Source organism: Mesorhizobium neociceri (assembly GCF_013520985.1).
In the GTDB taxonomy this organism is placed as follows: domain Bacteria; phylum Pseudomonadota; class Alphaproteobacteria; order Rhizobiales; family Rhizobiaceae; genus Mesorhizobium; species Mesorhizobium neociceri.
Genome location: NZ_JACDTY010000007.1, coordinates 205,116 through 219,873, shown reverse-complemented (window position 1 = coordinate 219,873; position 14,758 = coordinate 205,116). Strand labels below are relative to the sequence as shown.

Here is a 14,758-nt window from a genome sequence, read left to right as displayed (position 1 = left end):
GCCCCTCATCTGGCTGCCGCCATCTTCTCCCCGTGAACGGGGAGAAGGACGCAGTCATCGATGGTTTCGCCCGTTTTCGACGTTGCAAGGACGGCGCCAGCGTTGCGGCCAGCCTCTTTCTCCCCGTTCACGGGGAGAAATGCCTGGCAGGGCAATGAGGGGCAGCGCTGACTGATCGAAATAACTAAATCAGGCCTTGTCGGCATTGACCTGACAGAGCTTCAGCAGCCTTTCCGCCTCGGCTACGACCTCCGCAGGTGCCATTCGCCCACCAGCCGCCGCCATCAACGTTGACGCATACGCTCCGCGTGGGCCGGTCAAACTCGGCTCCGTCGCCAGGAACACTGCGACCGTTGGCAGGCCGAAGGCGGCGGCGAGGTGGGTTAGGCCAGTGTCGGCGCCGATGACCAGCGTCGAGCGGCCGAGGATGGCGGCGATGTCTGCCAGCGGTGATTTGGGCATCACGATTGTTGACGGCACGGTCCTGGCGATCGCCTCGGCGACGGCCTTCTCGCGCTCGTTCGACCATGTGGTGACTGGCGTCATTCCCCGTTCAGCCAGCAGGCGGGCGGCTCCGATCCAGTCTTCGGCCGGCCATTTCTTGTCCTCGCGGCTGGTGCCGTGCAGCAGGAAGGCCGTCTTGCCGTCAATGCCGGCTAAGCCGCCCAGCGGCGGCACGATGCCTGACGCCAGCGTTGAAAGATCGGGCTCGTAGCCCAGCGCCAGCCCGAACAGCCTCCGTGTGCGCTCGATGGCGTGCAGGTCACGAGGCATGGGGTATTTGCGCTGGTAAAACAGCGTCGCCGAGGGCTCACGAGCGCTTGCGCGGTCGAAGCCGGCGATTGGTGCCGCTGCCTGTTTCGCCACCAGGGCCGATTTCAGCAGCCCCTGCGCATCGATGACGAGGTCGTACCCGCCTGCTTGCAGAGCGCGGCGCAAGCTTGTCGCCTCTCGCCATGTGCCGGCGTTGAACAGATGCTTGCGCCAGCGCCGGATGGCGACGGTATGGATCTTTGCTATCGCCGGATGCAGCGCGACGATGCCGGCAAAAGCCTCTTCGACGCACCAGTCGAAGGAGATATCAGGGCGCTTGCGGCGCGCATCCTCGACAGCGGGGAAGGTGTGGATGACGTCGCCCATCGACGATGTCTTGAAGATCAGCACCTTCATGCGACGGCCGGAAGTTCCAGCAAACGGTCCGCCGCCGCTGCAACCTTCGCGACATCCAGCGTCTTCAGGCAGTTGAGATGGCCGAGTGGGCAGGTCTTCTGGTGGCAAGGCGAGCAGGACAAATGCAGCCAGATCAGTTCGCGCTGCTCGGCGAGCGGCGGCGTGTTTTCCGGCGAGGTCGAGCCGTAGACGGCAACGATCGGCGTGCCGACGGCGGCCGCGACATGCATCAGCCCGCTGTCGTTGGACACCGCCAGCCGCGCTGCGGCGATAAGGTCGATGGCGTCTTCCAGCCGCGTTTTCCCTGCCAGATCGACGACACCGGGCGCGAGTGCTGCGATCTCGGCGGTGACGTCGCGGTCATTCTTCGAGCCGAAGAGCGCTACCCGAAAGCCTTTCGCCATCATCTCGCGGGCGAGGCCGGCATAGCTTTCGCTCGGCCAGCGCTTGGCCGGGCCGAATTCGGCGCCGGGCATCATGGCGACGAATTTTCCCGGCTGCAGGTCGAAGCGGGCGAGAAGCTCGCCCTGATTGCTCGCATCGACGGTCAGCTGCGGCGGCCGGAAATGTCCGCCCTGGGCAAGGCCGAAATAGGCTTGCGCGGTGCGCCGCTTGACGGCCTCGGGCAGCGGCACGATGTCGGTCAGCAGGCCATAGCGCATTTCGCGCAAATTGCCGAAGCGGCGCGGGATGCGGGCGAAGAAGGGGATCAGCGCCGATTTCCAGCTTCCCGGCAGGACATACGCCATGTCGTAGCGGCCGCGCAGCAGGCGGCCGAAGCGGCGGCGAATGGTGAATTCGAGCGCGCCGGGTTTTAGGGGGAAATCGATCTGCTGGCGCAGTTCGGGCATGCGCTTGACCAAGGGTGCCGCCCAGGCCGGGGCCAGCACGTCGATGGCGGCGTTGGGATGGAGTTCTTTCAGCGCCGAGAACAGGCACTGCGCCATGACCATGTCGCCCACCCAGCGTGGGCCGATCACGAGGATCGTTGGGCTTTCAGCCATTCGACATAGTCTCTGACGCCGGTTTCCACGGTGCGGAATTGCCCATTATAGCCGGCTGCGCGCAAGCGGGACATATCAGCCTGGGTAAAACTCTGGTAGCTGCCCTTGAGATGGTCGGGGAATTCTATGAATTCGATCTCGCCCTTGCCCAGCGTGTCGATGACGGTTTCGGCAATGGCGCGGAACGGCTGGGCGCGGCCGGTGCCGCAGTTGAAGATGCCGCTAGAGCCTCGCTTCCACAGCCACAGATTGACGTCGGCGACGTCGCCGACATGGATGAAGTCGCGGCTCTGCTCGCCTGGTCCAAAACCGTCATAAGCGCCGAACAATTTTGGGTTTTCGCCCCGCTCGACCTGGTTGAACAGATGGAAAGCGACCGAAGCCATTGCGCCCTTGTGCGCCTCGCGCGGTCCGTAGACGTTGAAATAGCGCAGACCGGCGACCTGCGAATGATCGCTATCGAAGACGGTGCGCCTGACATAGTCGTCGAACAATTTCTTCGAATAGGCGTAGACGTTGAGCGGCCGCTCAAGCGCCGGATCCTCGCGAAACTCCGAGCCGCCGCCATAGACGGAAGCCGAGGAGGCATAGAGGAAGGGCAGGCGCAGCGACAGGCAAGCATGCAGCAGCCGTTTCGAATAGGCGTAGTTCACCTCCATCATGAACTTGCCGTTCCACTCGGTGGTGGTCGAGCAGGCGCCCTGGTGGAAAACGGCCTCGACGCGGCCGAGGTCGCCGGCTTCGATGCGGGGCAGGAATTCGTCCTTGTCGAGATAGTCGGCTATCTTGAGATCAGCCAGATTGGCGATCTTGTGGCCATCGGTGAGGTCATCGACGACGAGGATGTCGTCATGGCCTTCGGCATTGAGTGCGGCGACGATGTTGGAGCCGATCATGCCGGCGCCGCCCGTGACGATGATCATGAAGGCCTCTGGTTGCTGCGATTCCGGTCCTTATAAGGGAGGCCAGCCGGACTGTCGATGAAGTGTCGGCCACCCTTCCATTCCGTTCTTGTCTATTTTGTCTGTTTTGTCTATTGTGTGCAAAACGGAGTACCCATGAAGCATTATCCATCTACCGATCTGAAACAGAATCTCGGAGACGTGCTTGCGGCTGCCAGCCAGCAACCGGTCTCCATCACCCGTCACAACAAGCCGAGATACGTCCTGATGAGTATCGAGGCTTACCAGGCTCGCTTCGTCAACGACAGCCGCCGCGCCTACGCCGCCAAGGATGCTCCTCCCGAACATGTCGAGATGCTTGAAGAGTACTCTCGAGAGTTGGATCGTGACTAAAGCCGCCGCCGCCAGCAGTGCAGTCGCTATGGGTTGATTGCCGACAATCACGTGAAGTCAGCGCCGCCCCTCATCCGCCTGCCGGCACCTTCTCCCCGTATATTGACGGGGAGAAGGGTATTGGCCGCAACCTGCCGCTTTTCTTGCAACGCTGGCGATGGCGAAACCATCGATGAGAGCGCCCCTCTCCCCGTCACTATACGGGGAGAGGATGCCGGCAGGCAGGTGAGGGGCAGCGCCAACGCCTGGTAAGATAGTTGGTCGAGTTCGAAGATATCCATATCCGTGATATCGCCAATATGGATGGACCAATATGGATGGATATGAGGGCAGTGAGACGTAGCCCGCCAGAAATGCAATCATTCATCAGGAGCAAAAGAATGCCGTCGACCGAACTGCTCATTGCGTTTTTCGCCACCACGGCGATCTTTGCCTACATTCCGGGTCCGGCGATGCTCTATGCCGCCGCGCAGACCATGGCGCGCGGGCGCTGGTCGGGGCTGACGGCTGCACTTGGCATCCATCTCGGCGGTTATTTCCATGTCTTCGCCGCTGCCGCCGGGCTGTCGGTGCTGTTCCACGCCGTGCCGCCACTCTACATGGCGGTCAAGCTGATCGGCGCGCTCTATCTGATCTGGCTCGGCGTGTCCCTGTTCCGCAAGCGCGGGGAGGGCGACACGGCGCTGCCTATTCTGGAGCGCAAATCGGCGCGCCGCGCCTTTTTCGAGAGCATCACCGTCGAGGTGCTCAATCCAAAGACGGCGATCTTCTTCATGGCGTTCCTGCCACAGTTCATCGATGCCTCGGCGGCCTTCCCGGTCTGGCTGCAGTTCGTCGTGCTGGGCACCATCGTCAATCTGATGTTTTCCTCGGCCGATATCGTCTGCGTGTTCCTGGCTGGTGCGGTCATCGGCCGGTTGCGGCGTTCGAGCCGTGCGCAACGCATGATGCAGCGGGCGGGCGGCGCGGTGCTGGTCGGACTGGGCGTCCACGTCGCCCTGCAGAAGAGCTGACGGCTGCCCTGACGTTGCGCTGCGTGGATTTGCGGTATATCGGCTTCGCCATGAACGATCCGGCCCGTAAATTGACAATTTTCAGCGTGATTGAGATCGGCCTTTCCCTCGCATTGCCAGTGACATGATCAAGCACAATCCGCCTTCTCCCGAACCCTTGCATCGCGCCATTGCCCGCTTTGGCGACGTCGCCGTGCTGGTGGTCGGTGACTTCATCCTCGACCGTTTCGTCAACGGCGTCATCGAGCGGATCTCACCGGAAGCGCCGATCCCGGTTCTGCACGGTCGTGGCGAGACCTCGACGATGGGCGGCGCCGGCAATGTCGTGGCCAATATCGTCTCGCTGGGTGCCAGCGCTATCCCCGTCTCAGTCATCGGCACCGATGTGGCGGGTGACAACCTTGTGCGGATGCTCGGTGAACTCGGCGCCGATACAGCTGGCCTGGCGCAGGCGCGGGACCGCATGACGTCGTCGAAGAGCCGCTTCAGCGCGCTCAACCAGCAGGTGCTGCGCTTCGACGAGGAAGAGATCAAGCCGCTCGACGACAAGGAACGGGCCGGCCTGATTCGGCATTTTCGGGACGCACTGACCCGCGCGGACATCGTCATCCTGTCCGACTATGGCAAGGGCATTTTGCTCGACGGCGTCGCCGCCGAACTGATCGCCATCTGCCGCGAGGCGGGAAAGCCGGTGCTGGTCGATCCGAAGGGCCGCGACTATGCGTGCTATGCCGGGGCGACCGCCATCACCCCGAACCGCAAAGAACTTGGCGAAGCGGTCGGTCATCCGGTTTTTGCCGATGACGAGATCGTAGCTGCGGCACGCGAATTGATTGCCGCGCATGGCTTCGACTTCGTCGTCGCCACCCGCAGCGAAAAGGGCATGAGCGTCGTAGGCCCCGATGAGGCGCGCCACATCGCCACCCAGGCGCGTGAGGTGTTCGACGTTTCAGGTGCCGGCGACACGGTGATCGCGAGCTTCGCGCTGGCTCTGGCCGCGGGCGCCGATCGCGTCATGGCCGCATCCATCGCCAATGCCGCCGGCGGCGTGGTGGTGGGCAAACGCGGCACGGTACGGCTGACGGTCGAGGAACTCACCGGCGCCCTGTTCCGCTCGCATGGGCCGACCGCGCACAAGGACGCCATTCTCGATGCGGCATCGGCAGCTCGCATGGTCGCGGCGTGGAAGGACGAGGGCCTCAGCGTCGGCTTCGCCAATGGCTGCTTCGACATATTGCATGCCGGCCATGTCAGCCTGCTGCATGCGGCGCGCAGCCAATGCGACCGGTTGGTGCTCGGCCTCAACAGCGATGCCTCGGTGCGCAGGCTGAAGGGACCGGGCCGTCCGGTCAACGATCAGCATGACCGCGCCTGCGTGCTCGCGGCCCTGGCGTCGGTCGATGCAGTTGTGGTGTTCGAGGAGGACACGCCGCTGGCGCTGATCGAGGCGCTGCTGCCCGACATACTGGTCAAGGGCGCCGACTACACCGTCGAAACCGTGGTCGGTGCCGATGTGGTGCAGAAAGCGGGCGGACGCGTCGTGCTGGTCGATCTCGTCGCCGGCAAGAGCACCACCGGCACCATCGGCAAATTGCGCGCCGGCGGCGCCACCAACTGAGGGATTTCATGTCGGGACTGAACGATTACCTGGTCCGCTCGGCGGCTGCCATCAACGCGATGGTCGAGCGCGACCTGACCGGCGAGATGGAGCGGGCGGCAGTGGCTGTCGTCACCGCCCTTTCTTCTGGAAAGGCATTGCTGATCTGCGGCAATGGCGGCTCGGCTAGTGACGCCATCCATATTGCCGGCGAACTGGTCGGCCGCTTCCTGAAGGAGCGCAAAGCCTACAATGTCATCGCGCTGCCGGCCAATGCAGCGGTGCTGACGGCATGGGGCAATGACTACGGTTTCGATACGGTGTTTTCACGCCAGGTCGAGGCGCATGGCGCGGCCGGCGGCGTGCTTTTGGCGATCTCGACGAGCGGCAATTCGCCGAGCATTCTTGCCGCCGCCGAACAGGCGCGGATGATGGACATGACCGTGATCAGCCTGACCGGCGACACCGGCGGCAAGCTCAAGCCGCTTACAGACATCCTGCTCAACGTGCCCTCGACCTCGACGCCGATCATCCAGCAGGGGCATCTGTGCCTTTATCACTATCTCTGCGAAGTGGTCGAAGCGCGTCTCAGCGATGGCTGACACCAGCACCTCCGGTCCATACCCGCTGGCAGAGCCCGGCCTGTGGGTCGAGCGGGTCGGTTCGCGGGTCTTTTCAGCCGGGACGCCGGCGCTGTTCCTCGACCGCGATGGCACCATCAATGTCGATACCGGCTATCCCGACGATCCAGCCAAAATGGTGCTGCGCGAGGGCATCATGCCGGTGATTGCTGCGGCCAACCGGGGCAACATTCCGGTGGTCATCGTCACCAACCAGTCCGGCATTGCGCGCGGCTATTTCGGCTGGAAGGAATTTGCCGCCGTCAACGGCCGGGTTCTCGAACTGCTTGCCGACGACAATGCCTTCGTCGACATGGTTCTGGCCTGCGCCTATCACGAGGCAGGCAACGGGCCACTAGCCATCGCCGATCACCCGATGCGCAAGCCCAATCCGGGCATGTTGTTGGAGGCGCGGACGCGTCTTGGCCTCGATCTCAAACGTTCGCTGATCGTCGGTGACAAGCCGGCGGACATGGAAGCGGGGCAGCGCGCCGGCCTGGAGCGTGGCTGGCTGGTCGACGGCGAGGGGGCCAACGAACCGGGCTTCGAGGTTCTGCCGCTGCGCAACCCCGGCGATCTGGGAGGGCTGCTGGCGGCGGTCGAGTCGCTCGGGTCGAGACTGAGCTAGCCGGCCCCTTTCCCGATCTGTTCCCCCGCAGCAATCTCAATAACTTACCTGAATCTTCTCATCGTTTCACAGAGACGGTGAGTCGCGCCGTTCTTTGCTTTTGAGCAATTCCCCCAGGGAAGAGCTACGCGCTTTTTGCGGAAAAACTGCAGAGATCAGACATCATTCAAGCAAGAAATTTGCAGATGTCAGTCTATCGAAGAATGAGGGGGAATTCATTGAAGAAAGCGATCTCTATTGCCGTTGTCTTGTCAACGTTGGCTGTGCTTTCAGCCGTGGGGTATGTTTGGCAAAAACACGGCGTGTATGGGCTTAATGTTCTTCTTCGCCGAGGCGGAAGCTATTGGGTCACCGTTGCACCCGATGATGCGCGTCTCTCGCCTGCCATGCGGCTTGCCTTGAAGCCGGAAATTCCTGGCGTGACCGCTGGAGCCAGCTCATGGAGCGAAACCGAGCCCGGATTCCAGGTCAGAGAAATCCCCGTCATGGCGGGCGATCGTGAAATTGACAGGCTCTATCTCAACCGTTTCGATCCAGCCAAATTCGGTTTCGTCGCCCATAACGAGCCCAGTGGTGCCAAGGACATCGATCAGTGGGAAGCGGCACTCGATCCCGACGGCGCGTGCGGCACCGTTCTAATCGTCAATGGCAGCTATTTCGGACTTAAGGGCGAAGCCGACACGCCCTTTATCAGCAAGGGCGACAGGCTCGGACCTGATGAGTACGATGCCAAGGCTGGGGCATGGGTTGCGAATGCCTCTGGCACGCAGGTAGTCGATCTGGCCGGGCGCGACTGGCGCGCAGTCCTGGAAAATGCTGAAAACGCCATGGTTTCCTATCCGCTGCTTGTTGGCGAGGACGGCCGCAACAATGTCCGCGCCAAGAGCAACTGGCTGGCGAACCGAACGTTTATCGCGGAAGACCGTCAGGGCCGGATCATCGTCGGTTCGACCAAGGATGCCTTCTTCTCATTGGACAGGCTGGCAAATTTCCTTCTCGAGGCTGAACTTGAGCTCAAGACGGCATTGAATCTTGATGGCGGGCCGATCGCCGGTCTGAGCGTTCGCTCCGGAAACTATCACCTGAAGCACTATGCGAGGTGGGAAGCCCAGGTCGTGGATGGCAAGGTATCGCTTCTTCAGGCTCCGCTGGACGTGGCCTGGGGAATGCCTGTCGTTCTCACCGTGGAACGCAGATAGCACGTGCTGCCCTTGGCCTGACTGGCCGCGAGAATGATCCCGATCAAGCGCTGAACGCTACCAGCCCTTCGTCCTTGACGCGGCGGATGGTGAGCGCGGTACGCACCGTGTCGACATTGGGCGCCGAGGCGAGTTGCTCGATGACGAAGGTCTGGAAGGTGCCGAGATCGCTCGCCACGCAATGCAGCAGAAAGTCGGATTCGCCCGACACCATCCAGGCGTCGCGCACGATCGGCCAGCCGCGGGTGCGCTCGGCGAAGGTTTTGAGCTCGGCATCAGCCTGGTGGTGCAGGCCGATCAGGCAGAAGGCGACGACATCCATGCCGAGCGCCGGCGCGTTGAGCAAGGCGCGGTAGCCGCGGATGATGCCGGTCTCCTCCAGCCGACGGACACGGCGCAGGCAAGGCGGGGCGGAAATGCCGACGCGGCTCGACAGTTCGACATTGGTCATGCGCCCGTCGGCCTGAAGCTCGCGCAGGATCTTCCAGTCGATGGCGTCGAGGTCGGCTTTCAGGGGCATGGCTGTCTCAGCTTAAGCGCAAGAATCTTTCGCGATCTCGTCATTAAACGACTTTTGTGGCGATGCCAGCCCTTGGTCAGGCGATTTTCGGGCGGTAACGAAAGCGGTGATTGCACGAATAAGCCTGTGGGCCGAAGCTTTCCGGGGACGACGGCCTGTCCGTCTTGCTGGCGTGGTTGGCAACCCTTACATTACCAGCGACATTTCACGTCTTTTTCCAAGGCACACTCGATTGTCTGCCCCGCAGAGGCTTTAGATGACCACTAAGCACGCGCCTGTTCTCATCATCGGTTCCGGCCCGGCCGGCTATACCGCCGCGGTTTATGCCGCGCGCGCCATGCTGAAGCCGGTGCTCGTCGCCGGCCTGCAGCAGGGCGGCCAGCTGATGATCACCACCGATGTCGAAAACTATCCCGGCTTCGCCGATCCGATCCAGGGTCCTTGGCTGATGGAACAGATGCTGAAACAGGCCGAGCATGTCGGCACCGACATCATCAACGACATAATCACCGAGGTCGATCTCAACGTGCGGCCGTTCCGAGCCAAAGGCGATTCCGGCACCATCTACACGGCCGACGCGCTGATCATCGCCACCGGCGCGCAGGCGAAGTGGTTGGGCATCCCGACCGAACAGACCTTCATGGGTTTCGGCGTCTCGGCATGTGCCACCTGCGACGGCTTCTTCTATCGCGGCAAGGATGTCGCTGTCATAGGCGGCGGCAATTCGGCGGTGGAGGAGGCGCTCTACCTCTCCAATCTGGCGAAGAGCGTGACCGTCATCCACCGGCGCAACGATTTCCGCGCCGAGCGCATCCTGCGTGAGCGGCTGTTGAAGAAGGACAATGTCCGCGTCATCTGGGATACGATCGTCGACGAGATCACCGGCCGGCCCGGCAAGACACCGCTGCCGCCTTCGGTCGAAGGGCTGAAGCTCAGGAATGCGGTGACCGGGGAGATCAGCCATCTCAAGGTCGACGGCGTGTTCGTGGCGATCGGCCATGCGCCGGCGGTGGAGCTGTTTGTCGGCAAGCTGAAGCAGAAGCCGAACGGCTATCTGTGGACGGCGCCGAATTCGACCCGCACCGACGTACCCGGCGTGTTCGCCGCCGGCGACGTGACCGACGACATCTACCGCCAGGCGGTGACCGCCGCCGGGCTTGGCTGCATGGCCGCGCTCGAGGCGGAAAAATACCTGGCCGGCATCGAGGTGCTCCGCGAAGCGGCGGAATAAAATCTATCAAGACGGCGGAGCAAGCCGTTCAAAAGCCTGATTTTTCATTCAGACGCCAAAAACAGAACGAGGGGAACTCAATGGCGTTGGACTGGGACAAGCTTCGCGTGTTTCACGCTGCGGCGGAGGCTGGGTCGTTTACCCATGCCGCCGAGACATTGCATCTGTCGCAATCGGCGATTTCACGCCAGGTCAGCGCGCTCGAACACGATGTCGGCGTGCCGCTATTCAACCGGCATGCCCGCGGCCTGGTGCTGACCGAGCAGGGCGAGATGCTGTTCCGCACGGCCCATGACGTGCTGATGAAGCTGGAGACCATCAAGTCGCGGCTGACCGAGGCCAAGGATCGGCCGTCCGGCGTGCTCAGGGTGACGACGACAGTCGGGCTCGGCGCCGGCTGGCTGACCGAGCGGGTGCAGGAATTCATCGAGCTCTATCCGGAAATCAGCCTGCAGCTGATCCTCGCCAATGAGGAACTCGACCTCACCATGCGCCAGGCCGATTGCGCGATCAGGCTGCGCCAGCCGCAGCAGCCCGACCTGATCCAGCGCCGCCTGTTCACGGTGCATTTCCACCTCTATGCCTCGCCGGCCTATGTCGGCAAACACGGCAAGCCGACCTCGGTCGCAGACCTGAAGAACCATCGCATCGTCACCTTCGGCGTGCCGGTGCCGTCGCATCTGTCGGAGCTGAACTGGCTGGAAACGATCGGCGATTTCGAAGGCGGGCAAAGGGTGCCGACGCTGCAAATCAACGACATCTTATCGATCAAGCGCGCCGTGCAGGGCGGCGCCGGCATTGCCATGCTGCCCGACTATGTGATCTCCAAGGAGTCGGATCTGGTGCAGCTGCTGCCAGAGACCGAGGTGCCGTCCTTCGACACCTATTTCGCCTATCCCGACGCGATGAAGAACCAGGCCAAGCTGCACGTGTTCCGGGATTTCATCATCGCCAAAGCGCGCAGCTGGTCGTTTTAAACATGCCCTTGGGAGGTGCTGCTTACCCCCGCCACGGCGTCAGCCGCGGCAGCCAGCCGGGGACGTTGCGGCGGTAGGTCTCGTATTCGGCGCCGTAGCGGCTGGCCAGTGTCGGCTCTTCGTAAAGCTTCACAAAGGAGCCCATGGCGATCGCGCCGATGACGGCATAGGCGACGACGGTCCAGCTCGAAAACAGCAGCGCCTGGCCGAGGATGATCGACAGCACGGCGACATACATCGGGTTGCGGACATGGCGGTAGATGCCGCCGATCACCAGTCTCTCGGTGGGTGCGACAGGTGCCGGCGTGCCGAGGCCTTCGAGCGCAAAGCGGGCAAAGGAATGAACGAGCAGGGCGATTGCCGCGAGGATCAGAAGCCAGCCGAGCGGAACGAAGCCCGGCACAGTCGATAGCGGCAGATGGTAGTGGTCGGTCAGCAGCCAGGGCACCACACCGGCGACGATGCAAGGTGCGGCGATGAAGAAGACCGCGCTGCCGGCAATCGCCTGAGCTGTCCGCATTTCAGGTCTCCTCGCCGACCCTATCCCGGTCCGATGCTGCAAAAATAACCGCGCTCTGCTCGATTCGACGTCATTCCAGTTTCTTGCGTTTCGGCGCGGAAATCAGGCCCAGTGATGGTCCCTTGACAGCAATGGGCCGTTCGCGCAGGCCATTTGAAGTCTTTTTCTGGTCCTATCGGGCCCCAAAATGGGTTAGACCACAGCCTGCGCCTTTTTGCATGCGTGTGTTGCAAAATAGATGCTTGTTTCTTGGGCATGATGAGCACATATATAGATCATCTCCTGGGCGCGTTCTCCTCCCATTAGCGCCCTCGAGTGTTCCCCTCTGGAGGTTAGCCTTAACAGGCACTTCCAATCAAACTCAGCCGGATCTTCGTTGATCCGGCTTTTTTGTTTTCAGGCCTGCCGCAACCGCCGAAAAAAACCGATCAGCATTGCCGCGTAACAGTGACATGTAACCTCAGGTAACATGGCGCAGGCGCGATTCATCGTTTAAGCAGATCATAGGACGCGGTTTGGTTCGTCCGGGAGATGGGGGCATCACTCGGAAGATCCGGGCTCAGGCGGCTACCGCGTCCGAACCTATTCGTCTGCCAGTGCCGCCAGGCGCGGCGGATACATGCGGCGGACCTGCCGTTTTCCTCCCAAGAAGACGGTCCGCAATAGGAGCGGCGTCCGGATCATCCGGGCGCCGTTTTTTGTGCGGATCAGCACCGCCTGTCATGCAGCCTTGCCGTTGGTGTTCATCGCCTCGTCGGCCAACCGTCCGGTAAGCTCGGCCATATGATCGAAGGCACAGCGATAGCTGGCGACGCCGGCGGTCGCCGAGCGCAGTTCGATGATCAGATCGCCGATCTCGGCCTGCGGCATGGTCGCCTCGACGACATCCCATCCGGGCCAGTCGGGCCGCGCGTCGTAGCCGAGGATCTGGCCGCGCCGCTGCGGGATCAGCGCAATGATCTTCGACGTGGCTTCTGACGGCGTGACGATCTCGACCTTCATCACCGGCTCGAGCAGCACCGGCGAGCAGGCCGCCATGCCTTCCTTCATCGCCAGCTTGGCCGCCATCTGGAAGGCCATGTCCGAGGAATCGACCGCGTGGTAGGAGCCGTCGGAGAGGTTGACGGCGACATCGACCACAGGGAAGCCGAGCGGGCCGGATTTCAGATAGTCGCGCACGCCGGTCTCTACCGACTGGATGTAAGTCTTGGGCACGACGCCGCCAGTGATGGTGTCCGAGAACTGGAAGCCGGAGCCGCGCGGCAGCGGCTTGATCTCGATCACCACATCGCCGAACTGGCCATGGCCGCCGGACTGCTTCTTGTGACGGCCGCGCTGTTGCACCGTCTTGCGGATCGTCTCGCGATAGGGAACGGCCGGAGCATGGCCTTCGACCGGAATCTGGTTCTTGCCTTCCAGCCGCTCGCGCACGACCCGCAGATGCATCTCGCCATGGCCGGACAGCACGGTCTCGGCCGAGTCCTGGTTGTGGCGCAGGGTGAGCGAGGGATCTTCCTCGGCCAGGCGCTGGATGGCCGCCGACATCTTGACCTCGTCCTTGCGCTCCTTCGGCCGCAGCGCGAAGGCAAAGACCGGCTGCGGCGGCGCCAGCGTAAGCAGCGGTTTCATGCCGCCCTTGGCGGAGCTCAGGGTCTGGCCGGTCTTGACCTCGTCCAGCTTGCCCAACGCCACCGTGTCGCCGGCCTTGGCGGCAACGAGCTTGGACTGGTCCTTGCCGAGCATCTTGTAGATGCCCGAGATCTTCGCCGTCTCACCGTTCGACAAATAAAGCTCGGCGGCATCGGCGATCTGGCCGGAGAGCACGCGCGACACCGACAGCTTGCCACCATGCGCGGTGTGGATGGTCTTCATCACCTGGACGACGGTCTGGTTGCCGTCCGGGACGCCGAGCCGCTTACGCGTCGCCTCAACGTCCGGCGCGTCATGGCGGATCGCTTTCAGCAGGCGCAGCACGCCATTGCCCTTTTCGGCGGTGCCGATCAGCACCGGGGTCACCGCGCCGGCGCGCAGGTCGGCGGACAGATCGTCGAAGACCGCGTCCTTCGGCGGCTCGATCTCCTCCAGCAACTGCTCCATCAACTGGTCGTCATGGTCGGCAAGCGTCTCCAGCATGGAGAAACGGGCCTCCAGCTCGCGCGCCTTGTCGTCAGTTGGTATTTCGGCAACCTGGCTTTCGGCATATTCGCGGTAGATGTAGGCGCGCTCCAGCGCCAGGTCGATCGAACCGATCACCACATTGTCCTTGCGCAGCGGAATCTGGCGCAGCAGCAGCGGCGCCGCGCTCGTCGGCTGCAGCATCTTCAGTGTGTCGCGCACGCCGGCGATCGCCTTGTCGACCTTGTTGAGGAACAGGATGCGCGGCACGCCGAGATCGTCGAGCTTGCGCATGATCAATTGCAAGGCGGGGATCTTCTTCTCGTCGGCCTCGGCGACGACCACGGCGATGTCGCAGGCGGCCAGCACCGGCTCTGCCTCGAAGGAGAATTCGATCGATCCGGGACAGTCGACGAAGGTGAGCTGCTCGCCCATGAATTCGGTGGTGGCAAAAGTCGCCTCGACGCTCATGGCATGGGCGCGGGCCTCGGGCGAATGATCGGAAACGGTGCTTCCCGATGAAACAGGATTTTGGCGGGGGATGGCGCCCGTACGGGCGAGGATGGCTTCGAGAAGTGTCGTCTTACCGCTTGCAAAGGGACCGACTATGGCAATGCATTTCGGTCCCGTGCGTCGTCCTCCGGCGCGAGTACCCATGGCTGACCTCCACTCAGGCGTTGCCTTTGGAGTGCGATCAGCAAAAGTGGAAACGGTTTTGCGCCGATCGCACCCTGACGTAAGCGGCGGCCGGCCTGTTCGACCGTCGCGGGCGGGGTTGTTTTCATTTAGCCACCTGCCCAAACCCATCGTCCCACGGGTTAGCCGGCAGGGCAAGGAAAATAGAAATGCGCGGCCGTCTGGCGGAGAGG

At 62.6% G+C, this 14,758-nt stretch carries 14 protein-coding genes; 8 read left to right on the top strand and 6 right to left on the bottom strand.

The window, feature by feature from the left end; genetic code table 11:
* Window positions 1-189: 189 nt before the first annotated feature.
* From waaC to rfaD, 3 genes are read right to left on the bottom strand one after another with little or no spacing between them, the layout of a single operon-like run.
* Window positions 190-1,170 (bottom strand): lipopolysaccharide heptosyltransferase I, encoded by a 981-nt coding sequence (gene waaC, locus H0241_RS16640; protein ID WP_181058740.1) that lies wholly within the window; start codon window positions 1,168-1,170, stop codon window positions 190-192.
* On the bottom strand, window positions 1,167-2,174 hold the full coding sequence (gene waaF / locus H0241_RS16635) for a lipopolysaccharide heptosyltransferase II (RefSeq protein ID WP_181058739.1): 1,008 nt from the start codon (window positions 2,172-2,174) through the stop codon (window positions 1,167-1,169). Before waaF ends, waaC begins: the two co-directional genes overlap by 4 nt.
* Window positions 2,147-3,097, bottom strand: coding sequence for an ADP-glyceromanno-heptose 6-epimerase (gene rfaD / locus H0241_RS16630; protein ID WP_181058738.1), 951 nt, complete (start codon window positions 3,095-3,097; stop codon window positions 2,147-2,149). The genes waaF and rfaD overlap by 28 nt, the downstream gene beginning before the upstream one ends.
* A gap of 135 nt (window positions 3,098-3,232) precedes the next feature.
* On the opposite strand from rfaD, the gene H0241_RS16625 reads away from it, so the two are divergent.
* The 6 genes from H0241_RS16625 to H0241_RS16600 all read left to right on the top strand — a co-directional run bounded on the left by H0241_RS16625 (window position 3,233) and on the right by H0241_RS16600 (window position 8,526).
* Window positions 3,233-3,469, top strand: coding sequence for a type II toxin-antitoxin system Phd/YefM family antitoxin (locus H0241_RS16625; RefSeq protein ID WP_181058737.1), 237 nt, complete (start codon window positions 3,233-3,235; stop codon window positions 3,467-3,469).
* 380 nt (window positions 3,470-3,849) lie between these two features.
* On the top strand, window positions 3,850-4,482 hold the full coding sequence (locus H0241_RS16620) for a LysE family translocator (protein WP_181058736.1): 633 nt from the start codon (window positions 3,850-3,852) through the stop codon (window positions 4,480-4,482).
* A gap of 124 nt (window positions 4,483-4,606) precedes the next feature.
* Window positions 4,607-6,100, top strand: coding sequence for a D-glycero-beta-D-manno-heptose-7-phosphate kinase (gene rfaE1, locus H0241_RS16615; protein WP_181058735.1), 1,494 nt, complete (start codon window positions 4,607-4,609; stop codon window positions 6,098-6,100).
* A gap of 8 nt (window positions 6,101-6,108) precedes the next feature.
* Entirely contained in the window at window positions 6,109-6,681 is a 573-nt protein-coding gene (locus tag H0241_RS16610) for a D-sedoheptulose-7-phosphate isomerase (RefSeq protein WP_181058734.1), read from the top strand.
* Window positions 6,674-7,327, top strand: coding sequence for a D-glycero-alpha-D-manno-heptose-1,7-bisphosphate 7-phosphatase (locus H0241_RS16605; RefSeq protein WP_181058733.1), 654 nt, complete (start codon window positions 6,674-6,676; stop codon window positions 7,325-7,327). The genes H0241_RS16610 and H0241_RS16605 overlap by 8 nt, the downstream gene beginning before the upstream one ends.
* Window positions 7,328-7,545: 218 nt before the next feature.
* Window positions 7,546-8,526 (top strand): phosphodiester glycosidase family protein, encoded by a 981-nt coding sequence (locus H0241_RS16600; RefSeq protein WP_235984311.1) that lies wholly within the window; start codon window positions 7,546-7,548, stop codon window positions 8,524-8,526.
* A 43-nt stretch (window positions 8,527-8,569) separates the two neighbouring features.
* Here H0241_RS16600 and H0241_RS16595 read toward each other — a convergent pair whose 3' ends face one another.
* Complete coding sequence (locus H0241_RS16595) at window positions 8,570-9,046, bottom strand: Lrp/AsnC family transcriptional regulator (protein WP_142869170.1); 477 nt, start codon at window positions 9,044-9,046, stop codon at window positions 8,570-8,572.
* Between the two features lie 256 nt (window positions 9,047-9,302).
* Between H0241_RS16595 and trxB the strand changes: the two genes are divergently transcribed.
* Both trxB and H0241_RS16585 read left to right on the top strand, forming a co-directional pair.
* Entirely contained in the window at window positions 9,303-10,277 is a 975-nt protein-coding gene (trxB, locus tag H0241_RS16590) for a thioredoxin-disulfide reductase (protein WP_181058732.1), read from the top strand.
* Window positions 10,278-10,357: 80 nt separating this feature from the next.
* Window positions 10,358-11,254 (top strand): LysR family transcriptional regulator, encoded by an 897-nt coding sequence (locus H0241_RS16585; RefSeq protein ID WP_181058731.1) that lies wholly within the window; start codon window positions 10,358-10,360, stop codon window positions 11,252-11,254.
* A gap of 22 nt (window positions 11,255-11,276) precedes the next feature.
* Here the strand turns inward: H0241_RS16585 and H0241_RS16580 are convergent, their stop codons facing one another.
* Together H0241_RS16580 and H0241_RS16575 are read right to left on the bottom strand one after the other, a co-directional pair.
* Window positions 11,277-11,774: a methyltransferase family protein gene (locus H0241_RS16580; RefSeq protein WP_181058730.1), complete on the bottom strand. Its 498-nt coding sequence runs from the start codon at window positions 11,772-11,774 to the stop codon at window positions 11,277-11,279.
* Between the two features lie 720 nt (window positions 11,775-12,494).
* Window positions 12,495-14,546: an elongation factor G gene (locus H0241_RS16575; protein ID WP_181058729.1), complete on the bottom strand. Its 2,052-nt coding sequence runs from the start codon at window positions 14,544-14,546 to the stop codon at window positions 12,495-12,497.
* Window positions 14,547-14,758 lie beyond the last annotated feature (212 nt).

What these genes read in the sequence shown, in the direction of transcription:
- trxB (WP_181058732.1), top strand. Translation starts at nt 9,303, where the DNA reads ATGACCACTAAGCACGCGCCTGTTCTCATCATCGGTTCCGGCCCGGCC.
- H0241_RS16610 (WP_181058734.1), top strand. Translation starts at nt 6,109, where the DNA reads ATGTCGGGACTGAACGATTACCTGGTCCGCTCGGCGGCTGCCATCAAC.
- rfaD (WP_181058738.1), bottom strand. Translation starts at nt 3,097, where the DNA reads ATGATCATCGTCACGGGCGGCGCCGGCATGATCGGCTCCAACATCGTC.
- H0241_RS16575 (WP_181058729.1), bottom strand. Translation starts at nt 14,546, where the DNA reads ATGGGTACTCGCGCCGGAGGACGACGCACGGGACCGAAATGCATTGCC.
- H0241_RS16625 (WP_181058737.1), top strand. Translation starts at nt 3,233, where the DNA reads ATGAAGCATTATCCATCTACCGATCTGAAACAGAATCTCGGAGACGTG.
- H0241_RS16585 (WP_181058731.1), top strand. Translation starts at nt 10,358, where the DNA reads ATGGCGTTGGACTGGGACAAGCTTCGCGTGTTTCACGCTGCGGCGGAG.
- rfaE1 (WP_181058735.1), top strand. Translation starts at nt 4,607, where the DNA reads ATGATCAAGCACAATCCGCCTTCTCCCGAACCCTTGCATCGCGCCATT.
- H0241_RS16605 (WP_181058733.1), top strand. Translation starts at nt 6,674, where the DNA reads ATGGCTGACACCAGCACCTCCGGTCCATACCCGCTGGCAGAGCCCGGC.
- waaC (WP_181058740.1), bottom strand. Translation starts at nt 1,170, where the DNA reads ATGAAGGTGCTGATCTTCAAGACATCGTCGATGGGCGACGTCATCCAC.
- H0241_RS16595 (WP_142869170.1), bottom strand. Translation starts at nt 9,046, where the DNA reads ATGCCCCTGAAAGCCGACCTCGACGCCATCGACTGGAAGATCCTGCGC.
- H0241_RS16580 (WP_181058730.1), bottom strand. Translation starts at nt 11,774, where the DNA reads ATGCGGACAGCTCAGGCGATTGCCGGCAGCGCGGTCTTCTTCATCGCC.
- H0241_RS16620 (WP_181058736.1), top strand. Translation starts at nt 3,850, where the DNA reads ATGCCGTCGACCGAACTGCTCATTGCGTTTTTCGCCACCACGGCGATC.
- waaF (WP_181058739.1), bottom strand. Translation starts at nt 2,174, where the DNA reads ATGGCTGAAAGCCCAACGATCCTCGTGATCGGCCCACGCTGGGTGGGC.